This is a genomic window from Arachnia propionica, assembly GCF_003859805.1.
Classification (GTDB): domain Bacteria; phylum Actinomycetota; class Actinomycetes; order Propionibacteriales; family Propionibacteriaceae; genus Arachnia; species Arachnia propionica_C.
The window spans coordinates 51549-74123 of record NZ_RQZG01000013.1 but is presented as its reverse complement, the minus strand read 5'-3'; the positions used below and the strand labels follow the sequence as shown (position 1 = coordinate 74123).

18 protein-coding genes are annotated in these 22575 nt (G+C 68.6%); 9 read left to right on the top strand and 9 right to left on the bottom strand.

Features of this window, described 5'->3' with window-relative positions; all coding sequences use genetic code 11:
• Positions 1 to 2130 (top strand): ROK family protein, encoded by a 2130-nt coding sequence (locus EII34_RS11275; RefSeq protein ID WP_124845262.1) that lies wholly within the window; start codon positions 1 to 3, stop codon positions 2128 to 2130.
• A 3-nt stretch (positions 2131 to 2133) separates the two neighbouring features.
• On the opposite strand, the gene EII34_RS11270 is transcribed toward EII34_RS11275, so the two are convergent.
• The 4 genes from EII34_RS11270 to EII34_RS11255 are packed head-to-tail and all read right to left on the bottom strand — an operon-like array spanning position 2134 to position 6821.
• On the bottom strand, positions 2134 to 3606 hold the full coding sequence (locus EII34_RS11270) for a glycoside hydrolase family 36 protein (protein ID WP_221620283.1): 1473 nt from the start codon (positions 3604 to 3606) through the stop codon (positions 2134 to 2136).
• A 9-nt stretch (positions 3607 to 3615) separates the two neighbouring features.
• Entirely contained in the window at positions 3616 to 4959 is a 1344-nt protein-coding gene (locus EII34_RS11265) for an ABC transporter substrate-binding protein (RefSeq protein WP_124845261.1), read from the bottom strand.
• Between the two features lie 33 nt (positions 4960 to 4992).
• On the bottom strand, positions 4993 to 5880 hold the full coding sequence (locus EII34_RS11260) for a carbohydrate ABC transporter permease (RefSeq protein WP_124845260.1): 888 nt from the start codon (positions 5878 to 5880) through the stop codon (positions 4993 to 4995).
• Positions 5877 to 6821 (bottom strand): carbohydrate ABC transporter permease, encoded by a 945-nt coding sequence (locus EII34_RS11255; RefSeq protein ID WP_124845259.1) that lies wholly within the window; start codon positions 6819 to 6821, stop codon positions 5877 to 5879. Before EII34_RS11255 ends, EII34_RS11260 begins: the two co-directional genes overlap by 4 nt.
• A 180-nt stretch (positions 6822 to 7001) precedes the next feature.
• Here EII34_RS11255 and EII34_RS11250 point away from each other — a divergent pair, with 180 nt between their 5' ends.
• On the top strand, positions 7002 to 8513 hold the full coding sequence (locus EII34_RS11250; RefSeq protein ID WP_124845258.1) for a DUF4832 domain-containing protein: 1512 nt from the start codon (positions 7002 to 7004) through the stop codon (positions 8511 to 8513).
• A 95-nt stretch (positions 8514 to 8608) separates the two neighbouring features.
• Here EII34_RS11250 and purB read toward each other — a convergent pair whose 3' ends face one another.
• Both purB and EII34_RS11240 read right to left on the bottom strand, forming a co-directional pair.
• On the bottom strand, positions 8609 to 10039 hold the full coding sequence (purB, locus tag EII34_RS11245) for an adenylosuccinate lyase (RefSeq protein ID WP_124845257.1): 1431 nt from the start codon (positions 10037 to 10039) through the stop codon (positions 8609 to 8611).
• 241 nt (positions 10040 to 10280) lie between these two features.
• Positions 10281 to 11219, bottom strand: a complete 939-nt coding sequence (locus EII34_RS11240; protein ID WP_124845256.1) for a hypothetical protein — start codon at positions 11217 to 11219, stop codon at positions 10281 to 10283.
• 199 nt (positions 11220 to 11418) lie between these two features.
• Here EII34_RS11240 and EII34_RS11235 point away from each other — a divergent pair, with 199 nt between their 5' ends.
• A complete protein-coding gene (locus EII34_RS11235; protein WP_124845255.1) occupies positions 11419 to 12006 on the top strand; it encodes a YagU family protein in 588 nt (195 codons plus the stop codon).
• Between the two features lie 72 nt (positions 12007 to 12078).
• Positions 12079 to 12657, top strand: coding sequence for a class I SAM-dependent methyltransferase (locus EII34_RS11230; protein WP_124845254.1), 579 nt, complete (start codon positions 12079 to 12081; stop codon positions 12655 to 12657).
• Positions 12658 to 12690: 33 nt separating this feature from the next.
• Here EII34_RS11230 and EII34_RS11225 read toward each other — a convergent pair whose 3' ends face one another.
• Complete coding sequence (locus EII34_RS11225; RefSeq protein WP_124845253.1) at positions 12691 to 12924, bottom strand: hypothetical protein; 234 nt, start codon at positions 12922 to 12924, stop codon at positions 12691 to 12693.
• Positions 12925 to 12942: 18 nt separating this feature from the next.
• On the bottom strand, positions 12943 to 14163 hold the full coding sequence (purD, locus tag EII34_RS11220; RefSeq protein WP_124845252.1) for a phosphoribosylamine--glycine ligase: 1221 nt from the start codon (positions 14161 to 14163) through the stop codon (positions 12943 to 12945).
• Between the two features lie 42 nt (positions 14164 to 14205).
• On the opposite strand from purD, the gene EII34_RS11215 reads away from it, so the two are divergent.
• The 3 genes from EII34_RS11215 to EII34_RS11205 all read left to right on the top strand — a co-directional run bounded on the left by EII34_RS11215 (position 14206) and on the right by EII34_RS11205 (position 19290).
• Positions 14206 to 15531, top strand: a complete 1326-nt coding sequence (locus EII34_RS11215) for a hypothetical protein (RefSeq protein ID WP_124845251.1) — start codon at positions 14206 to 14208, stop codon at positions 15529 to 15531.
• A gap of 26 nt (positions 15532 to 15557) precedes the next feature.
• Complete coding sequence (locus tag EII34_RS11210; RefSeq protein ID WP_124845250.1) at positions 15558 to 17090, top strand: WD40 repeat domain-containing protein; 1533 nt, start codon at positions 15558 to 15560, stop codon at positions 17088 to 17090.
• Positions 17091 to 17292: 202 nt separating this feature from the next.
• Complete coding sequence (locus EII34_RS11205; RefSeq protein ID WP_260425134.1) at positions 17293 to 19290, top strand: WD40 repeat domain-containing protein; 1998 nt, start codon at positions 17293 to 17295, stop codon at positions 19288 to 19290.
• A 111-nt stretch (positions 19291 to 19401) separates the two neighbouring features.
• Here the strand turns inward: EII34_RS11205 and EII34_RS11200 are convergent, their stop codons facing one another.
• Positions 19402 to 20532, bottom strand: coding sequence for an AAA family ATPase (locus EII34_RS11200; protein ID WP_124845248.1), 1131 nt, complete (start codon positions 20530 to 20532; stop codon positions 19402 to 19404).
• Between the two features lie 303 nt (positions 20533 to 20835).
• Here EII34_RS11200 and EII34_RS16020 point away from each other — a divergent pair, with 303 nt between their 5' ends.
• Positions 20836 to 21543, top strand: coding sequence for a hypothetical protein (locus EII34_RS16020; protein ID WP_185711309.1), 708 nt, complete (start codon positions 20836 to 20838; stop codon positions 21541 to 21543).
• A 21-nt stretch (positions 21544 to 21564) separates the two neighbouring features.
• Complete coding sequence (locus EII34_RS11190) at positions 21565 to 22566, top strand: SMI1/KNR4 family protein (RefSeq protein WP_124845247.1); 1002 nt, start codon at positions 21565 to 21567, stop codon at positions 22564 to 22566.
• Positions 22567 to 22575 lie beyond the last annotated feature (9 nt).

Here is a 22575-nt window from a genome sequence, read left to right as displayed (position 1 = left end):
ATGGGTACGGACGCAGGCCCACAGGACCGCGCCCAACGCGCCCGGCGCCTCCTCCACGCACTACGGGCCCGTGGTTCGGCCACCCTCGGCGAGCTGGCGAAGGACGCCGGCATCTCGCGGCCGACGGCCAGCCTCATCGTCGCGGATCTCGAGACCGTCGGGTTGATCGCGCAGAGCGCCATCAGCACCGGGGCCGGCCGGCCCGCCGCCCTCTACTCCTTCGCCGATGGGCACGGTTTCGTGGTGGCCCTCGACATCCAACGCGATGAGCTCTCCATCGCCGCAGCCTCCATCGCGGGAGAGGTGCTGCACACCGAGATCGTGGAGCTGATCGAGCACGGTCGTGAGGAACGGCTGGGGGAGCTCTGCCGACACATCGACGACCTGGTCGCGTCGCTGTCCCCGCAGCACGGCCCTGCCATCCGCGGTTTCGCCTCCACCACCGGCATCGTCGACGGTGACGGCACCATCCTGCGCAGCTACTCGGTCCCCCAGTGGCACTCCCTCCCCCTGACCCAGCAGCTGACGGCGCTGACCGGCCTCCCCTTCCGTGCCGACAACGACATCAACAGTGCGGCCTACGGCGAGTTCGCCACCCGGGTCACCGATGGTCGGATCCGTCTCACGGACACCCTCCTGCACATCCGTCTCTTCGCCGGGTTCCGCACCGGACTGATCCTGAACGGCGACATCCATCGTGGCCACCGCTGGCACGCCGGGGAGATCAACGACAGCCTCGACGGAGAGCTGCGGGCCCGGCTCGACGCGGAGACCGAGCCCACGAACTGGGCGCTGCGGGCCGCAGCGGCGATCGGCACCGTCGCCTCGGCCATCGACCCGACGGTGACGGTGATCTCCACCAGCGACCTCACGGATGCGGGATCCGCGACCGAGGTGTGGGGCTACCTCAAGGCGATGCGCCTGACCACCGCCCCGAAACTCGACATGGAGCACGGGGAGCTGGGCAGCGCGGCCTCCACCATCGGGGCGCTGTCCCTGGCGCTGCGTGACGCGGAGTCCCACTTCCTGAACTCCCGGACCCGTCATCCCGTGGTGATCACGGGACTGGACCGGATCAGCGCCGTCCACCTCGCCCACGCCGATCGGCGCAGGTCCGAGGCACACCGTCATGCCGTCGTGGTCTCCGAACCCCTCAGGATCGGTGTGGTGGGGCTCGGCGTGCAGGCCCGGCTGGCCCGTCACGTCGAGTCCGAGCAGAACCGTGCCGTGATCGTCGGGGCCTGCGACCCCGATCCGGCAGCCGCGACACGGGTGCACCAGGTGCTGGGCCGGACCCTGCCGGTGTACACCTCGGTCAGGGAACTCATCGAGTCCGGGATCGGCGCCGCCCTGGTGACCTGCCTCGGGGACCTCCACGAGACGGTCACCCTGGAGTTGTTGGAGGCCGGCATCCCCGTCCACCTGAGCGCCCCGCTGGCCACCAGCATCGACGGCTGCACCCGCATCCTCGACGCGGCCCGTCTCAACGGCACCCGGCTGTACGCGGGCCAGCCCAGGAGGCACGAATCGGTGGTTCGGCACCTGCGGGACCTCATCGGTGACAAGGTGGTCGGAGAGGTGCGCAGCATCGAGTGTCACCGCTTCATCCCTCCCGGCGATCCCCACCCCCTGGATCCGCTGCTGGGACAGAGCGGTCACGACATCGACGTGCTGCACTGGCTGGCCGACTCCGAGACCACCGAGGTGATCGGCCTGGCTTCCCCGCAGCACCCCAGGGAGACCACCATGGTGACGATGCGGCTGCGTTCCGGGGTGCTCGCCTCCTACCAGCAGCACCTGCTGACCTCCGAGCACCGTTGTGTCCACACCGTCACCGGTTCAACGGGACGGCTCGATCACCTCGGTGACATGATCCGGCTGTGGCGACATGACGAGGCACCCGGCCCCGTCTCCGAGTTCCCGATCCACGACGTCGGCGACGCCGAGTCCCTGGGCATCGCGGAGTTCCTGCGGTTCGTGCGCACCGGTTCCCCCACCGACGCCTCCCCGCTCGGCGCCTGGTACGCCGCCGCCGTCGGCATCCAGGCCGCGGAGAGCATCAGAACCGGCGCCACCCCCCAACGCATCCCACCGGTGGCCACGGAGCTGCGGGAACACTTCCTGCGCTGAGGGTCACAGCGCGTACCGGCTGGCCGCGCCGTGGAGGGCCGGGGCGAAGTCGACCTCACGGTCCTCGATGAGGAAGCGGTGGCGCCCCAGTCTGGTGCTCCCGGGCAGCGGCCCCAGGTAGCGACGCAGGTCGTCGCGTTCCTCGTCGGTCAGCCATGCGGGTGGATCGGACAGCCCCCGGAAGCCGGACAGGGTGGCGGCATCCCGCAACCACTGCATCTGCTGCTCGTCCAACAGGTTCCTGGCGTGCCGGGCGAACACGACATCCGGGTCGATCCCGATCAGGCCACGCAGCCACAACCGCTCCACCGCGTTGCGCAGGGCGTTGCGGGCCAACGCGTCCGAAGGGTCATCCGTGGCGTAGTTGGTCCACATCGGGGCGACGTCGGGGCCGGTGCGCACCGCGTCCAGCACCCCCAACGACGCGAACACCGGCGCCCCGGAGCCGAGCAGGAAGGGCTCCTCCCCGGCGGCCCGACGAATGGTCTCGATGGCGGTGCGGTAGACCGCCTCCCGATCCGTCGGGACGAGGTGCCGCCCCGGTACGGCCGCGGCCTGCAGGAAATCCAGCTTGAGGTGGCTGAACCCCCAGCCGACGACGGTGTGGATCAGCTCCGCCAGGTACTCCAGGGCATCGTCACGCGTGTAGTCGTAGGTGAAGTACCGCGACCCCCAGTTGCTGCCGGCGACGACCGGGTCGCCCCGGGAGTCGGTGAGCAGCATCTGGCGTCGCTCCCGGAAGGCCCGCGAGTCGGGCAGCACGATGAACGGGGCCAGCCAGAGCCCCGGCTGAAGCCCTTGGTCCAGCGTCGCCCGGGCCAGACTCGCCATGCCCTCCGGGAACTTGAGGTTGGGGATCCAGTCACCGACGATGTCCTGCCAGCCGTCGTCGATCTGGAAGGTGTCGAACCCGAGCCCCGGCAGCTCCACCAGCACCTCCTCCATCCTCGATCGGGAGATGTCCTCGTAGAAGGAGTACCACGACGACCACACGGTGCCGGGGTCCCGGTCCCGCACCCCGTGGCGCGCGGCCAGGAGGACCCGGTAACGCTCGAACACCGCGAGCTCCGGCCCCTTCAGCAGCACCCACAGTCCGGGCTGCCCGGTCTCGGTCCATCCGCTCAGCACGTCGAGATCGGCATGGGTGCGGGGGGTGTCGCCCTCCAACGCCCCGAGCAGCACCGCCTGCTCGCCGTCGCTGACCACCAGCATCCACGACGAGTGGTGCCGCACCGGGTCGTCCCAGCGGTCGTCATCGGCGGTGGTGCGCCGCTGCTGGTCGGCGATCCGCAGCGGCGACTCCGCCAGTCCCCGCCACCCCGCCGGGGACCACGAGTTGTGTCCACTCCGATACGCCTCGGCCTCGGGTGGCATGCCGTGGAGCAGCGCCACCCGGGGACCTCGCAGATAGGTCTCCTCGAGTCCCGTGGCAGGAGGCGCCCACGACGGGGCGGTGGTCGGGGTGCTGGTGGTCAACGTGGTCTCCTACTCGTAGAGGGCCTGGGCGTCCTGGTTGGCCTTGGTGAGGGTGCCCTGTGGGTCGGCCCCCTGGGCCACCTCGGCCATGGCATCCTGGATCACCTCGTTCAGTTCGTTCCCCTTGGCGAGCAGCGGCACCGGGTAGGTCTCACCGGCATCGACCATCTCGACGAACGGCGTCGGGTCGTATCCCTTCTCCCTGAACGCGGTCATCGCGATCTCCGTCGACGACTTCTGGGCCGGGAACACGCGCGCTCCCCGGGCCACCTTGTCCTGGCACTCCTTCGAGGCCAGGTGGGTCACCCACGCGAAGGCCTCGTCCGGGTGCTCGGTTCCCGACCAGATGGCGTCGGAGAGACCGTTGGTCGCCGTGAATCGTCCCTTGGGTCCGGTGGGCAGCTTCGCGAAGGCGAACTTCACCGGTGAGTCCTCCCCCAGGTAGGAGGCCATGGTCCACGACCCCTGGATGGTGGAGGCGGCGGTGCCGTTCTTCATCACCGCATCGGTGCCGAGCGACGACTGCTGGTCGAACCGGGGGGCCAGACCGTCGTTCACGAGCCGCTGCAGCCAGGCCGCGGTGGCCACCAGCTCCGGGGAGTCGTAGTTGAACTCGGTGGGCAGGCCCTGCTGGTCGGTGTAGGTGAACCCGTTGGCGTGGGCGAAGTTGCCCCACCCGTTCTGCCCGACGGCGCCGTCGCTCCACTCGGGGTAGTAGCCGTAGCTGGTGACGTTGTCCTTGTCGAAGGCCGGGTCGTTGGCGTTGCGACCTTCGGCGTCGACGGTGGTGGCACGGATGAACTCGCCGAAGGTACCGCCGTCGGTGGGGTTCCAGGTGAGGTTGTTCATCCTCTCGGCATCGAATCCTGCGGCCTCGGCCTTCTCGACGTTGTACAGCAGTCCGACGGCGTCCCAGTCCTTGGGCAGGCCGTAGCGTCTGCCGTCCAGGACCCAGCGTTCCGGGAAGCCCTCGGCGTACTGGGTGAGGTCGATCCCGGCCTGGTCGATGCGCTCGGTGAGGTCCAGGATCTGCTGGTTGGCCACGAACTGCGGGTAGTAGGACACCTGGTTGGTGAACACGTCGGGTGCGTCACCGGAGGCGATCTGGGTGGTGAGGTTGGTCCAGTACTGCCCCCAGGCGGTCTGGGTGATCTCGATGCGGATGTTCGGGTGCTTCGCGGTGAAGTCGTCGGCGCACTGCTGGTAGAGCGGGAGCTGGGTGTCATCCCACAGCCAGTACTGCAGGGTGACCTCACCACCGCCGCCCGGGTCACCTCCCTGGTTGCTGCAGGCCCCCATCCCGATGGCCAGGGCGAGCGCCCCGAGAGCGGCCGTGATCTTGCGCAGTGACATGTGAATCTCCTTTGGTTCGTCGGTCACGTCGGGTCATTTGTTCCCCGAGAAGCTGAGGGACTGGACGAGCTGTCTGCCGAGGAAGACCAGGATGAGCAGGGCGGGCAGCACCGAGAGGGTGGAGCCGGCCATGAGTCCGGTCCAGTCGGGGGCGGTGTTGGGGGACTGCTGCTGGAAGACGCTGAGTCCGACGGTGAGCAGTCGGGTGTGTTCCTTGCGGCCCACCACCAGCGGCCAGAGGTAGTCCTTCCACATCCCGACGAAGGTGATGAGCACCATCGTCGCGATGGGACCGATGTTCATCGGCACGGCGATCCGGGCGAACCTCGAGAGTGGGCCGAGACCGTCGAGCATGGCCGCCTCCTCCACCTCGACCGGGAGCGACAGGAAGAACTGCCGCAGGAAGAAGATGGCAAAGGGGGACATGAGCATGGCGGGCAGCATCATCCCGAGCATGGTGTTCATCAGCTGCAGGTCCCGGATCAGTGTGAAGTTGGGCAGCAGCGTGAAGATCCCGGGAATCATGAGACCACCGATGACGACGAGGAAGAGCACGTCGCGGCCGGGGAAACGCAGCCGGGCGAAGGCGTAGGCGGCACCGGCGCAGGCCATGGTCTGGATGACGGCGATCCCACCGGCGTAGATGAGGGAGTTGAGGGTGTGGAGCGGGAAGTTGATCGAGGCCCCGCTGCCCCCTGCCGCGACGGCCTCCTCGCGGGAGACCAGACCCAGCACACGCTGGAAGTTGATCAACGTCGGATTGGTGGGCCACAGCTTCCCGGAGTCGGCGACCAGCTCAGCAGCCGGGGTCAGTGCGGTACGGACCATCCAGTAGAACGGGAAGGCCGTGGCCACCAGGGCGATGACGAGCATCGTCCAGGCGAGGGCACGGCTGGGGCGCGGTGTGTGTCGTCCTCTCATGCCAGGTCCGATCGGTTGGCACGCAGCAGCCGCAGCTGGAGCAGGGTCAGCACGGCGAGGACGATGGCCAGCAGCAGGGCGATGGCGGAGGCGTGGCCCATCTTCAGGAAGTCGAAGGCCTGCTGGTAGATGTGGTAGTAGATGACCCGCACCTCAGGGATGGGTTTGTTGCCGTAGCCCACCTGGACCAGGTCGAAGACCTGGAACGAACCGATGAGTGAGACCACCACGACCAGCGCGATGACGGGTCGGATCAGGGGCAGGGTGATGCGGAAGAACATCGTGGTCTCGGTGGCCCCGTCGATGGCCCCGGCCTCGTAGTACTCGACGGGCACCTGCATCATGCCCGCGAACAGCAGCAAGGCGGTGTAGCCGACCCCGGACCACACCCCGATGAGGATGATGATGTTGAGCGCCGCGTCGCTGTTGAAGAAGGTGAAGTTGATGAGGAGGTCGAGCTGCAGGGCCGTCCCGATGCGGTCGAGCACTCCTTTGAGGTAACCGACGTTGGCGTCCAGGAGCCATGCCCAGATGAGCGCGATGGCCACATTGGGCACCAGCCACGGCAGCAGCAGCCCGGCACGCACCCAGGTCCTGGCGCGCAGCCGCTGCATGAGCGCGGCGAGCAGCATCGCGAGCCCCAGTGTGATGATGACGCTGCCCGCGGCGAAGACCACCGTGATCCGCATCGACTCCCACACCTGTTCGTCACCGATGACGTTGCGGAAGTTCTCGGCACCGACGTAGCGCCCCTGGTTCAGCAGGTTGTAGTCGGTGACGGAGTAGCCGAAACCTCGGATCGCCGGGCTGATCCAGAACACCAGGAACCCGAGGAGGGCCGGGGTGAGGAGCACGATGGCGGCGACGGTGTGTCCTCGAGCTGATGGGGGGACACGTCGTCGTGTGTGGCGAGCCGTGCTGGATGCGGCTGGAGCAGTCATTCGGGCCCTTCCGACTCTGGAGCAATCCCGAGGATGCCGCTTATTGAAGCACCCCTTACATGTTAAGTCAATGGGTTGCATAAGGGGGGGATCTTGTGGTGGACTGAGGTCATCTCCGGCCCGGGCGGCGCTGCCACTGGTCCGGAGGTGGCGGTGTTCACACCTTGAGAAAGGAGAACCATGCTGAGACTGCGTACCGCTGCCCTGCTGGCGGCCACCGCACTGACCCTGTCCGTTCCCCTGACCCACAGCCAAGCAGACGACCAGACGGGCTGGAAGCCCTTGGCGACGACGGCGGCCCGCACCGACAACCCCCTCAAGGGATTCATGCCCTTCGGTGACGAGCTCGGCGACAAGGCAGACGCCTTCCCCCACACCATGGAGTGGTTCTACCTGCCACTCGATGCCGTGGTGAAGGGCGAGAAGACCTACGACTGGAGCGAGTTCGAGGCCAAGCTGGCGGCCATCAGCTCCCGGGGCCACCAGGCCGCGTTCCGCTTCTACCTCGACTACCCGGAGAAGGAGACCGGTGTCCCGGACTACCTGCTGGGTCCGGGCGGGATCGACCGTTCCCGCGCCTACATCGTCGACGAGGACGGCAAGATCCGATCCGCAATCGGCAACCAGGCCGAAGGCATCAATTTCTCACCCGACTACGAAGATTCCCGCATCCGTGCCCTCATCACCGATTTCGTCGCGGCCTTCGGCGCGAAGTACGACGGCGATCCCCGGATCGGGTTCATCACCACCGGTCTGGTGGGGTTCTGGGGTGAGCAGCACACCTGGCCGATGAACGGCGAGGACAACGACGGCCTGAACCCGACGCGCGCCGACTGGATGCCCGCGCGTGACGTGGAGCTCAGCTTCTACAAGGCCTGGGACCAGGCCTTCGACAAGACCCGGCTGCTGAACCGCCAACCGATGAAGGACCTGGCCCAGATCGACGTCGGCTTCCACGACGACTCGTTCGCGTTCTCCACCCTGCCGACCATCGACTGGCACTTCATGAGCCGGATGAAGCAGGCCGAGATGGACAAGCTCTGGATGACCAAGCCGATCGGCGGCGAGATCTACCCGCAGATCCAGCTGTGCCTGTTCGATCCCGCACAGCCGTGCCCGGAGCCCGCCAAGCCGGAGAACTTCGACGAGGCGGTCAAGGGCACCCACGCCTCCTGGCTGATCAACCACCGGGCGTGGTCCCCCGGCTTCACCGGTGAGCCCTTGGAGAAGGCGAAGGCCGCGCACGCCTCGCTCGGCTACGACTTCGCCGCCACCGAGGCCAGCATCACCACCACCGGCGACAAGGCCACGATCTCACTGCGCGTGACCAACCGCGGTGTGGCGCCGTTCTACTACGACTGGCCGGTGGAGTTCGCGGTGCTGGACGCCGATGGCAAGGTGCTCTCCAGCACCACCATCGATGCGAACCTGCCCTCCCTCATGGAGAACAAGCAGGCGGAGTGGACGGCGACGCTGCCCGCCGAGGTCGGCACCGTCGCGGTCAGGATCCCGAACGCGATGCCGGGTGGGGCCCCGATCCGGTTCGCCAACGCGAACCAGGACGCCGACTTCCCCGGTTACCTGACCGTCGGGACCATCACCACCAAACAGTCCCCGAACCCGGCCCCGTCGGCCTCGGCCCCGAAGCCCGCTCCGGGGCTCCCCAAGACCGGGATCATCGCTGTGCAGTGATCCCGAATCGGAGACCGCCCATCTCCGAAGCCCCTGGTGAGGGTTCCCAACGACCCTCGCCAGGGGTTCCCCCTTTCTCCGGGGAGGCAGGGTGCTCAGAGCACAGCACCCGGGCGGTACCGGGCGGCCTCGGGGTGCTGGGCGACCACGGCCGCCACCTGATCGGCGATGCGTGAGACCTGGGCACCTGCGGTGCCCGCCAGGTCCAGCGGATTGGTCACCAGTGCTCCCAGTTCGTCCCGGCCCAGGTGCAGGCGGTCGTCGGCGGCCAGCCGGTCGAGGAGATCGTTGACGGCCAGGCCCTGCCGCATCTCCAGGGCGACGGCGACGGCGTGCTCCTTGATGGCCTCGTGGGCCGCCTCACGCCCCACGCCCTTGCGGACCGCCGCCATGAGCACCTTGGTGGTGGTGAGGAACGGCAGGTAGCGGTCGAGTTCGGCCGCGATGACCTCGGGGAAGGCCCCGAAGTCGGCCAGCACGGTGAGAAAGGTCTCGAACAGCCCGTCGAGGGCGAAGAACGCATCGGGCAGGGCGACACGGCGCACGACGGAGCAGGAGACGTCCCCCTCGTTCCACTGGTCGCCCGCCAGCTCACCGACCATCGCGACGTGCCCGCGGAGGATGACCGCCATCCCGTTGACACGTTCGCAGGAGCGGGTGTTCATCTTGTGGGGCATGGCGGAGCTGCCGACCTGCCCCTCCTTGAAACCCTCGGTCACGAGCTCCAGCCCGGCCATCAGCCGGATGGTGGTGGCGAGGTTCGACGGGGCGGCCGCGGTCTGCGCGAGTGCGGTGACCACGTCGTAGTCGAGGCTGCGGGGATAGACCTGCCCCGTGGAGGTGAGGACCGTGGCGAAGCCGAGTTCGGCGGTGACCCGGCGTTCCAGTTCCGCCAGGGCGTCGGCATCACCGCCCAGCAGGTCGAGCATGTCCTGCGCGGTGCCGACGGGCCCCTTGATGCCTCGTGCCGGGTAGCGTTCGATGAGCTCCGTCAGGCGACGGTGGGCGACCAGCAGCTCGTCGGCAACCGTGGCGAAGCGCTTGCCGAGCGTGGTGATCTGGGCCGCGACGTTGTGGGAGCGCCCGGTGATCGGCTGCTCGGCCCAGGCGACGGCGAGCCGGGAGAGGTTCGCCAGGGCCGCGACGACCCGGTCCCGGATGATGCGCAGCGATTCCAGGACCTGGTACTGCTCGATGTTCTCGGTGAGATCGCGCGAGGTCATGCCCTTGTGGACGTGCTCGTGCCCGGCGAGTTCGTTGAACTCCTCGATGCGGGCCTTGACGTCATGACGGGTGATGCGCTCCCTGGCCGCGATGGAGGCCAGGTCCACCTGGTCGACCACGGCCTCATAGGCGGCGATCACCTCGTCGGCATCGGCACCTCCGAAGTCGACGCCGAGGTCCCGCTGGGCGCGCAGCACCGCCAGCCACAGCCGTCGCTCCGCGATCACCTTGGCCTCGGGGGCCCAGATGGCACGCATCTGCTCGGAGGCGTAACGGGTGGCCAGCACATTGGGAACGCTCATGGCCCCAACTCTATTGGCTCACCCGTCGATCCGGATGACGCGCTCCGGGCCAGCGATGTGACACGGGTCGTGGTCGAGGGTGTAGGGCATGTCGGACATGCCGACGGACCATGCCACGGGGCAAGGCTCAGGGCATTGTCGATGTCGCTTTTCCGCTGGTCGGGCCGGGGTCCCGATGCGAAGCGAGGGAACCCGTGTCGAGACCAAGGCATGAGTGCCAGCAGACGGTCCCTGCGTGACCTCATCGACGCCCTGTGACCTCGAGCAGACGCCTGAGAGCCGGGGCACCGTCATCCGCCGAGGTGACATGGGTCTCCCCCGGCAGGACCTCGACGGCGGTGTGGGTCATGCCGAGGGTCTGGTAGGCCTGCTCAGCGGCCTGTGTCTCGGCCAGGGCGTCGAAATCGCCGTCCGCGCCGCCTCGGCCCGGGGTGTCCAGCTCACCGACCACCCAGGTCATGACGAAGTCCTGCTTCAGTTGCGGGCTCGGCTGCGTGGTGAAGACGACCTCGGAGTCGAGACTGCCCCCGCCCACCAGGACGGCCCCGCCGCCGGTGAACAGGTCGGAATGGTCCGGCAACAGGACGTTGGTGATGACCTCGGCGCCACCGGAGTAACCTGCCAGCCACACCCGGGAGTCGTCGATGTCATGGGTGGCCTTGACGTGGTCGATCAGCTCCCGCAGCCAGTGGCCGGATGACTCGTCCTGCCACCAGGTGTGGGTGCGTTGGTCCGGGGTGAGGGGGGCCAGCATGGACATGCCGTTGTCCCGGGCGACGGCGGCGTAGTCGTCGAGGACGGTGGAGCCGGGCTCGAACTCGCCGTGTCCGTCACCGTGGAGATAGATCACGATCCCGGTCGGTCGGGTGCTGGTCGGGGCCTCGTCGAAACGGTATCGGCTGACGAGACCGTCGCTGCTGCGGAACTGAGGGGTCGTGCCCGGGCTGGGGACTGCGGTGGTCTCCGGCGGATTCGTCGGGGACGAAGTGCTCGCGGGGGTGGCCCCGTCCTCGCTGGGGGGTGCGGTGGTCTCCGGCAGGTTCATCGGGGAGACGGTGCCTGCGGGGGTGGTCACGGCTCGGCTGGGAGACTCGGTGGTCTCCGGTCGCGGGGCAGCACAGCCTGCCGGCCCGGCAGCCAGGGCCACGGCGGCGAACTGCAGCAGATCTCGACGACGCATGGAAAATCACCTCGGGATGTCGAAGCACCTTGTGGAACGCAGATTCTCGTGTCGATGGTCGGCATCGTGAGCGTGCTCACCCCGCCATCCTACGTGTCATCTCCACGATGGCGACATCTTTGTCGTCCCGGCATCCTGAACTCAGGAGTGGCCGTGACGGTGTCGTCCGGCGTCGCGGTCACGCACCACAGGAGGTCTCATGTCCGCTCTCATCCCTCGACTGCTCGGTCACACCGATCCCGCCAGGCGCCGCATCGGAGTCGCGGCCCTGGTGGGGCTGATCGCCGGGATGTTCTCGGCCATCGTCAAGTTCGGCTGGGAGGTCCCGTTCCCACCCCGCACGCCGGAACGTGACGCCACGAACCCACCGCAGACGATGCTGGAGCTGTGGTTCGGGATGAGCCCGGAGCAGTCACACGCCCTGATCTTCTTCAACGGGAACCCCAGGCCGATCTACTCGTTCATCGTCCACTTCGCGTTCTCCATCGTGATCGCGCTGTTCTACTGCATCGTCGCCGAGTACTTCCCACGCATCAAGCTGTGGCAGGGCGCGGTCTTCGGTTTCCTGGCGTGGATCTTCTTCCACGTGCTGCTGATGCCTCTCACCGGTCTGGTCCCGACCCCGTTCCCGTGGGTCGAGGGTGGCCAGACCTGGGACGAGCACTTCTCGGAGTGCTTCGGGCACATCCTGTGGGTGTGGTCCATCGAGGTGGTCAGACGCGACATCCGCAACCGCATCACCCATGAACCCGACCCGGAGGTACCGCTGGCGGAGGCCACCCGCTGAGGGGGAGCACAGGCTCGGCAGGCGCCGGAGCTCACCCACGGGGGTTCCCACAGCGTGAAATATCATGGTGACATGGCTGCCACCCGGAGTCCCAGAGGGCCTGTGCCACATCAGCAGTGGTTGGCCCACGTCGCGGCGACGTGCCGAGGAACGGTCCTCGACCTCGGGGCTGGCAACGGCACTCTGGGACGGCTGCTACCTGCCACGACTCGATGGATCGCACTGGAGCCCCACCCGACGAGCAGCTTGCGCAGCCGTGTTGCGGAGCGTTCCGGCTCCCGGCTGCTGACTGCTCCGGCCGAGGCCATCCCGCTCGAGGACGCCAGCGTCGATGTGATCGTGTGCGCCACGGTGCTGTGCTCCGTCCATGACCCGGCACAGGTGCTGCGTGAGGCGCATCGAGTCCTCACACCGGAAGGTGTGATGCATGTCAGTGAACACGTCGCAGCACCTGCTGGAACGTGGGCCCGGCGCATCCAGCGTCTCGCCACCCCGCTGACGAAGCTTCTTGACCGTGGGTGTGACCCGTGCCGGGACACGACGACGGTCCTCGAGGCGAGCCCCTTTCGTGACGTCACACTGACACAGGCCAGGTACCCGGGACTTCTTGGCCAGATCGGACCCCTGATCCGCGGCACAGCGTCGTGGTGAGCGTCCCTCCCCTGAACACAGGGTGTCGCGTCGTCAGATGTCCTCATCCATCAGGGCATGGACGTTCTCACTGGTCAGCCGGTGACCCGGTCGGCGTCCGAGCTGGCTGAACTCGCTGGTTGTCGGCTCCCTGTACTCGTCACTGATCCTGGCTCCTCGACGCACCAGCGTGGAGACGGCCCCACCCAAGGTCAGCTGCTCCCGCTGGGCCAGCTCACGGGCAGCAACGGTTGCTGCATCGTCAAGCATCACTGTGATTCGTCCCATGCGTTTCCTCCTGCGAGCTCAGTGCGGGACGCCGATGTCCGAGCGGTGGAAGCCGTCCGCGTAGTCCACCTGGGCCAGGTGCGCGTAGGCCTGTGTTCTGGCGGCCTCCAGGTCCTCCCCCAGCCCGACGATGCCGAGCACCCGCCCGCCTGAGGCGACGAACTGTTCTCCCTCCATGCGGGTTCCCGCGTGGACGGTCCAGGCCTGCTCGGTGTCGGCTGGCAGCGCGATGGTACCCCCTGCGGTAGGGGTGCCGGGGTAGCCCTCAGCCGCCTCGACCACCACGACGGCGGCACCGTCGCGCCAGGAGAGCGGGGGCAGTGTGGCGAGCTCGCCCCGGGCTGCGGCAGCGAGCACGTCGACCAGCGGGGTCTCCAGCAGGGCGAGCACGGCCTGGGTCTCGGGGTCGCCGAAACGCACGTTGAACTCCACCACCCTGAGCCCCCGGCCGGTCAGGGCGAGCCCGGCGTAGAGCAGCCCGACGAAGGGGGTACCGCGTCGCCTCATCTCGGCCAGTGTCGGTTGGATCACCTCGGCCATGATCTGGTCCACGAGCCCTTCGGGGGCCCAGGGCAGCGGGCAGTAGGCCCCCATGCCGCCGGTGTTGGGGCCGGTATCGCCGTCGCCTGCCCGTTTGAAGTCCTGGGCGGGCAGCAGCGGTACGGCCGTGACGCCGTCGCAGATGGCGAACAGGGACACCTCCGGGCCGTCGAGGTATTCCTCGATGACCACCGTGCCGCAGGTCTTCGCATGGGCCAGGGCGGCGGCACGGTCCGATGTGACGACGACCCCCTTGCCCGCGGCCAGGCCGTCGTTCTTGACCACGTGCGGTGCCCCGAACTCATCGAGGGCGGCCTCGGCCTCGTCGGCGGTGGTGCAGACCCGGGCGGTGGCCGTCGGCACCCCGGCCGCCTCCATCACCTGCTTGGCGAAGGCCTTGGAGCCCTCCAGCCGGGCGGCCTCGGCCGAGGGACCGAAGCAGGGGAACCCGGCCTCGCGCAACGCATCCGCCACCCCGGCGACCAGCGGGGCCTCGGGGCCGATGACCACCAGGTCAGCGGCGACCTCATGGGCCAAGGTGACCACGGCGTCGGGGTCGCTGGCATCGACGTCGTGGCAGGTGCCGAGCCCGGCGAGCCCCGGGTTGCCGGGCGCGACGTGGAGGGTGCTGTCGGGTGCGAGGGCCCGGCCGAGCGCGTGCTCGCGCCCACCGGAGCCGAGAAGCAGAACAGTGGTCACGCCGTGAACTCTAATGGACCCACGCCTGCATAGGGTGGGTCCATGAAACTGCTGCGCCTGCTCGTCGCCGTGCCACTGCTGCTCCTCGGGGCCTGCACCTCACCTCCGAAGCTCAGCGAGGAAGAAGCCCTGCAACGCATCGAGCAGTGGGCCGCCACGTCCGATTGGCAGGCAGAATACGAGGTGACCAGACGGGATGACACCCCTCCCTCCGCTGTGGTGGGGGCGCGGGTCAGCGTCGAGGTACCCGATGCCAAGGCGGCCCGACGCTTCTTCTTCGAGTTCACACAGCTGACCGAGCACATGGAGCATCCCCGGTACCTGGAAGCCAGGATGTCCTGGCCACAGGACGACGGGAAGGTCGAGTTGCAGCTCGATGCCCGCGACAGCGACGAACTCGCCCACCAGCTGTGGGGGTGGGCCACGGCCCCCTTCCCCGGGACGTCAACGGCTCGACGCATCGGTTTCACCGACCTGGCGAAGGTGGAGGATGCCGCACGGCATCTCAGGAGGGATGGTTCGAGGACCATACCGATCGAGGAGCTGACCCACCACGACCCGGTGAACTTCGCATCCGCCGACGACCTGCCAGAAGATCACAAGCTGGTGCTTCGCACCCTCGAACCCGACCCCGAGTCGGTCTCCTTCGTCGGCCCCGGTGACAAGCATCGGATCCGCTCCCAGCAGGAAGCCGTCTCACGGCTCCACCAGGCCGGGATCAGGCCCCAGCGCTACCAGGAGTACGAGTACTGGCTGGGTGATGTCAGCCTCGACGAAGCCCGCAGGGCCCTGGACATCCTGGGCAGGGCCGAGGCCGTCCACGCCGACCGGTTCACCCTCCACCCCGCTTCCTCCCTGAAGGAGTCCTACCCGCTGCTGGAGCAGCTGCTGGCTGTTCCCGGCGTCGAACACGTCTCCATCGGTGGCACGGTCGAATTGACAATCGCCGTCGAGCACTGCGCCGAGGCCATCGCCTCGATCCCCGACGTGACCGAGCTGGTGGTCGAGTGCGCCGAAGGGGGAAAGACCGTGGTGAAGGCTTCAGGGCACGGCTCCGAGCTGAAACGAATCCTTCCGACGCTGCGCGAGGCCCAGAGGCACGGCATGGTGGACCTCCGGTGGAGTGACTTCGCCCCTCGCGGGGTGACCCTGAACCCGGAGGCCACCGAGGCCGAATGGGAAGAGGGTTTCCGACTGCTTCGCACCCTGCCCTGGGCTGGCACCACAAGGATCTCCTTCCGCATCGCCGGTCTCCCGGAGGCCAAGCTGTACCTGGAGTCCACCACCACCGGGGAGGCCACCGACTCCAGCCGCACCGATGATGAGGTCTGGGACCGGGTCATCGCAGCCTGGGACGCCAGCCGGTGAGCCCCGCAGAACTTGGTCGACGGGCCTTGGGGAATCGGTTCCACGACGCGGACCCCGCCGACCTGCCGGGCATGATTCAGCTGGCCGCCGCATGGTTCACCGACGGCCCGGACCGGGGACCCGACGGCGGCGCCTGGCGGGTCCGCGCGGCGGTACGTGCACCCCAGGTGCCGCATCTGGGGCTCGCCTCCGGCTGGGAGTGCCTGGCCATGGACGTGGTGGCCTTCCAGCACGATGGTCGGTGGTTGCTGGCCCAGGTGAGTCAGGACGACGACGTGCGGGTCTGGGACCCGACGACGGCGACGTTGGTGCGGCAGTACCCGTCGGGGAGTTCCGACGCGGAGTTGGCCGCAACCTGCTTTCCCGGCCCCGACGGCCGCCCCCTCCTGGCGACCGGTGGCTGGGACCGGGTGATCCACGTCTCGGACCCGACCACGGGTACCACGGTTGGCAGCTGGCCGGGTCATGAGGGGCCGATCTGGAAGCTGGAGACCATCCTCGACGGACCTCCCCGCGTGGTCAGCTGGAGCGAGGAGGACGGCACCCGCCGTACCTGGGACGCCTGGAGTGGCAAGGAGCTGGCGGTGGTGCCGTTCGTCCGGGCGGCAGACGACCCGTTCCCCTGGCCGGTGACCGCCACCGTCGGCTGCCCCGACGGTCGTCAGATCACTGTCCTCGGCGACGATGAGGGCTGGCTCACCGTCGTCTGCGATGGCACACAGACGGCCCGGATCCCCGTGGGCCCGAGGGACCCGGTCCATGGGGTGGCGGCCTGGCTGGACGAGGCCGGGCGGCCCCACGTCGCCGTCGCCACGGAGTACGAGCTCCGGGTCGTCGCGCCCGATGCCCGCGTCAGGGAGGTGACGGATCGGCACACGGAACACGTCGTGGCCGTGGCCGGGACGAGGGAGCTGTTGGCCACGGCCTCCCACGACGACACGCTGCGGGTGTGGGATGTCAGGACGGGACGGCAGGTGCGGGACCCCGTGGCGGTGGAGGTCGGGTTCCCCGGCGTGCTGCTGACCCACGGTGATCGCTTCGACGTGGCGCCTCCCCGCGACCTGTCCGACCACCCGTTCGCCGAGGTCATGGTCGAGACCCCGGAGGGTGACCGCGTCGTCGCGACCCACCTGTCCGGCATCGTCGAGGTGCGGGACGCCGCGACGGGTCGTCGATGCGGGGAGCCGGTCAGGATCCCCGACGGCGACACGGTGACGGCCCCGTGGGTGGTGGGCTTCGACGGTGGGGCGGCGGTAGCCTGCCCCGACGGTTCCGTCCGATTCCTCGACGTGGTGGCCGGTGCGTGGGGGCGGGAACTCCTCCCCGCCCGGCAACGCCTGCTGGAGGGTCACGAGATCGACGAACCCATCGAGGGTCTGGATGCTCGGGACGGTCGTCTCGTCGCCGGGTGGCGGGACGGCACGGTGGCCGTCCGCGATGCCGACGCGGAGCCTCGATTCCTGCAGCTGGGCACCCACCTCACGACGGTCGCGGCCCTGCCGGACGGGGGCGTCACGGTGGGGCTCAGCGACGGCTGGGCCATCATCGACCTGACCTGACCTCCCCTCCCCCACGTCCCTCACCGTCCGTGCCTTCCCCCGGAACCTCCGCGAGCCGGACACTCACCCCCCACCCCATGGGCACGAACCGCCGTTCTGCTTCGTTGGCAGGGTTGACATCGGCGGCTCGTGGAGGCAAAGCGGCGGTTCGTGATCACTCACACGACGGCAGGAACCGTCGCCTCTACACTCTTGGACCGTGATGAAAGCGCATGATGCTCAGGGCCGAGCACAGTTGGAGGCCGCCCGTTTCTCCCCCGTCCTGCCGCCTGCCACCGACCCCACCCGGTGGCGGGTTCGGGCGGCCCGCAGGCTCCCCGCCGTCCCCCACCGGGTGCTGCGTGGCCACAAGAAGTGGGTGACCAACCTCGTCGCCGTGACGGCCCCTGACGGTCGGGAGCTGTTGGTCAGCAGCAGTGACGACCACACCGTGCGCATCTGGGACCCCAGCACCAACACACAGCTCGCCCGGCTGAAGGGGCACGAGGCCAACATCCTGGGGCTCTGCCTCGTCGACGACCGGATCGTCACCGGCAGCGACGACGCCACCCTGCGGGTGTGGGACCCCGTCACGGGTGAGCAGGTCGGCAATCCGACCCAGGTCGACGTCGACGCGGTGCGGCAGGTCATCAGCTGGCGCCACGACGGACGCGCCTTCGTCTCCGCACTGTGCTACGGCAGGAAGGGCCACGACCTGATCCTCACCTGGGATGCGACCACGTGGGAGCAGATCGGCACACCCATCCGCGAGAAGAAACGCGACCTCACCGACCTCACCTTCCTTCAGGTCGAGGGACAGCCCCTGCTGTCGGCCCTGGCCGCCGACTTCCACAAGGACCGTTCCTTCATCCAGTTCTGGGACCCCTTCACGGGCGAGAAACACGGGAACGTGGTGAAACTGCCCCATGACTCCTGCCGAGCCCTGACGGTGCTGCCCGACGGGCTGCTCGCGGTGGTCCACGACGACAGGCGTGTCCTGCTCGTCGACCCGGCCACCCGGGAGCGGGTCGGCAAGCCGTTCAAGCACAAGGGCGGCGAGGTGTCCACACTCACCTGGTTCGACGACGACGGCGCCACCCGGCTGGTCACCGTCGTCTCCAACAATGTGGTGTGCGCTGACGATCCGGCCATCAGGATCTGGGACCTCGCCTCGGGGAAGGTGCTCCACCAGTTCCCCACCGGCCACGTCGGGCGAGTGGATCGCCTGGTCGTGTTCAATGAGGGCCGATCCCTGGCTGCGGCCAGCACCGACGGCACCATCCGGATCTGGGATCTCGCCGAGGCGCGGGACCACCGGCCCGAGGACTTCACCGGGTGTGAGGGCTACCCGGGGCTGGTCCAACACCTTCCGACGGGCTCGGGGGCCGGGCTGCTGGCCACCCTGAACGGGGTCTGGGACGCCAGCACCGGGGCCCTGGTCCATGCCTTCGAGGGTGACATCGACGACCACGCCGTCCACGTCGGCCCGGACGGAACCGCCACCCTGCTGCGCCTCGACGAGGAGGGTCAGGTGACGGTGTGGGACCCCACGCAGGCAGCGGTCACCCACTCCTTCCACACGGATGAGCAGTACTCCTGCCTGGATCCGGAGCCCGGCGGGACCAGGCTGGCCTGTCGCGGCCTGGGCCCGACGGTGGACCTGCGGGACTCCGCCACGGGGGAGAAGCTGGACTCCCTCACCTTGACCGAGGAGGGCTACGACGACGTGGAGCACGTGGTCTGGCTGCCGGGCGAGGACGGGGCCAGGATCGGCATGATCTTCTACCGGAGCTTCATCATCTGGAACCCGGCCACGGGCGAGAGGAGCACCCACCCGGTGCCGGGCGACGGGTTCTTCGATGAGGCCGTTGTCCTGCCGGGTGGGAGGCTGGCGTTCATCCGGCTCGCCGAGCACTTCACCTTCACCGGGTTGCGGATCGCCGATGCCGACCTCACCCCGTCCGAGCCCCAACTGGCGGGCTCGAAGGACCAGACCGAGGCGGTCCCACTGGCAGGCCCGGCGGGCTCCGACTGGCTTGCCACCTGCGGGAACGGGAGCATCATCCGGGTCTGGGACCTCGCCACGGGGGAGCAACTGTTCAAGGCCGATCTCGGGGTGAGGCTGGTGTCGCTGGCGGCCCTGCCCGACAGGGCGCTCGCCGTCGGCTTCGAGGACGGCTGGGCGATCATCGAGCTGCCTGAGCGGTTTCGCCTGTCTTGAGTACAGTTCGCCTGCCTTAAATCGAATAGCCTGTCTAATAAGACAGGCAATTCCGAACAAGGCAGGCATTTCCCACCCAAGACAGGCGAAATCCTGTTGGAGCGAGTCGGGTCAGCGACCTCCCCAGTTCCACGGTGGCCGATCCCCCAGCTGCTGTCCGCTGACCACCGTCTCGCCGTGGTCCTTGACCAGTTCGACGACGGCGTGATCCGCGACCGCCGCCACGATGGCGTCGATGAGTGCCGCGGAGTGGGTGACGACGACGACCTGGGTGTCGGTGACGCTGGCGATGAGCCGCCCCAGGGCCGGGATGAGGCTGGGGTGGAGGCTGGTCTCGGGCTCGTTGAGGGCCATCAGGGGTGGGCGGCGCGGCGCGTGGAGGGCGGCCAGCAGCATGAGGTGGCGCAGGGTGCCGTCGGAGAGTTCAGCGGCGGTCAGGGGGCGCACCATCCCGGGCTGGGTCATGGTCAGCTCGAACACCCCGTTGTCCACCTGGATCTCGACGCGGCTGCCGGGGAAGGCGTCGTCGACGAGGGCGTCGAGGTCGGTGCGGCCGTGTTCGACGATGGTCTGCAGCACGGCGGCGACATCCGCCCCGTCGCTGGAGAGCGTCCAGGTGCGGGTGCCGATCCGGGGTCGCCTGGCCGGGGCGGCGGCGTCGGTGCGCAGCGAGTCGTAGAAACGCCACGACGCGAGGTCGTCACGCAGGGGCCGTAGTTCCGGCACCTCGAACAGCATCGACGCATGGCTGGGGACCGACGACGGCTCACCTCCGGCCGCGTCGTGCAGTGAGATGTGGCCGTTTCGGCGGTCAGCGACGAGGGTGGCCTTCCGCATGACGGGGCCACCCCAGACGGCCTCGCGTTTGATCTCCGGGTCGCGGTTGAAGGCGCTGTGGTGGGACTGCTGGGGCAGGCCGAGGTCGACGAGGTAGGAGAACCCGTCAGCTCCGACCCCGAGTCGAAGCGACACGGGGCCCGTTCGGTTGGCACCGTCGAGCGGCTGCCCCCGTCGTACCGCTGTCAGGGACTCGGGACCGGCCCACAGAGCCGAGCTGAGACCGCCCTCCCGGGCGAGTGCCCCGATCACCTCTCCAGTCCCGCACGCGGCCAGCAACCGCAGAGCCTTGTAGAGACTCGACTTCCCGACCCCGTTGGCTCCGGTCACCACGGTGACCTGCCTGAGAGGGACGACGATCTCCCTGAGACTGCGGTACCCCGCCACCGCCACACTCCGATACATGTGGGCAAGCCTAGGACCTGTCACGGGGTCCCGCCGAGGTGCTTTCCTTCCGCTGGTCGAGCCTGGATCCGGAACGCAGTGGAGGGGCCCGTGTCGAGACCTGGTGAGAGATCGCAGGGCCCTTGCGGAGATCCCGACTCGGACGGCTCGCTGATGCTCACGGTCCGGCTCGACCAACGGAGAAGTGGCGAACTGGCGGCACCGCTGACCCGATGGTTGCGACCCATGAGAGGGTGCCCGGATGGGGTCACACAGACGACCGCCGTGGATGTCGCCCATCAGCACCCCCCTAGGGTTGAGTCCATGACGACCTTGACCCGAACGCAGGACCTGTGGATCTCCGTCCAGAACCCCGAGGAGGTCGACGCCGCCGCAACGGTCGCGTTCTACGTCGGGTATCCCTATGCCCTCGGGATTCCCACCCCCGCGGGATGGGACTGGCTGGCGGAGCGTCCCGAGTGGCCCACCCACATGGGCAACTGCGATTCCGGAGCGCTCTCCTCCCCCGCCCTGGCCGAGTGCCCGAAGGACATCCGGGAGTTCTTCGAGCGTGGGCTGTGGACGCGGCTGCGGACGTTCAGCTTCGTGCAGTTCGACCTGGGCCAGGAGTTCCGTGAGGGGCTGGGCGGTCGTCTCCTGGCGTTGATGCGGGATCACCAGGACATGCTGCACTGGGCGCTGCTCGTGCTTCCCGACGGCACCTCCCGCATCGTCGCCTCCCCGTACCCGCTCGGCCGGGACGTGGACGACGAGAGGATCACCGAGGCCCCGTGGTGTTGCGTGGCGGATTCGTTCACCGACTTCGTGTTCCGGTGGTGGCACAGCAACGAGGTCGTCGCCCACCACTACCCCGATGAGATGGCCGACGACGAGGACCTCGACGACGATGACGACGAGCCGGAGGAGGACGAGGACCTCGACGAGGTGCACGTGGCCTTCGCCGATCGCTGGACGGAACTTGGCCCGGGCATGCCGCTCGGCGAGGCGAAGCCGTACCACCCCACCGTCTGATCCACGCGCAGCAGCATTCCCATGGCCCTTCCCCTCGATGACATTGCCAGTCCGACGGAGCGGATCCGACGCAAGCTCGCCGTCGCCCGCCTCGTCGACCACTTCCGCGACGTCTTCGGGGCGGCATCCCACGACTACGTCCTCCATCCACCGCTGGAACTCGACACCGTTCGACGGTTCGAGGCCACACGACGGATCACCCTTCCGGAGGCCTGTGTCCGCTTCATCACCGAGGTGGGCGACGGGGGACCTCGCCACCCCGGACACACCAACGACGGCCTGGGTGCCGGCCCCGGCCACGGCATCATCCCCCTCGAGCACGAGGAGCACAGCTGGCAGGAGACGATCACGCCGGGCGAGGTGACAGACGACGAGTGGCGCAGCGTCTTCCATGGGGCCGACCGCCCGGACCGGGACATCCTGGCACGGATCCAGGATGCCGTCCTCCCGGTCAGCGAGGGCGGCTGCGGCGCGTTCCACGGTCTCATCCTGTGTGGCCCCCTGGCCGGGTCGGTGATCCATGCGATGGGTGACGGCGACTTCCTGGAAACCCCGCCCGCGATCGTCGCGGACGACTTCCTCACCTGGTATGAGGCCTGGCTCGACCATGCCCTCGGCGACGGGGTGCCCCGGGCATGGCGGGACCCCGGCCGCGGCCCCGGCCAGCTCTTCGACGACCTGGCGGCGGGTGTGGCCGACGACACAGCCGCGCGACGCAAGCGGTTTCACCTGCAGCTGATCGGCGGCCTCCCCGGCCTCGACCCGGAGCAGATCGCCCTGCTGCAGGAGTACCGGCGAACAGCCAGGGATGAGCGGGTCCGCGACCACTGTTTGGCCCTGCTCGCCCAGTTCGACCCCGACGCCACCCGCCCCCTCCTCGACCACGCCACCGACGCCCTCCTCATCCACATCCTCGTCACCCGCGCCCCCAGCCTCACCCCCTCCTTCACCGACCGCCTCAACCAGATGCGCACGAAGAGCCAGGACCACGCCGACGCCGTCGACCTCATCCGTCGCGTGTGATCCCGGCTG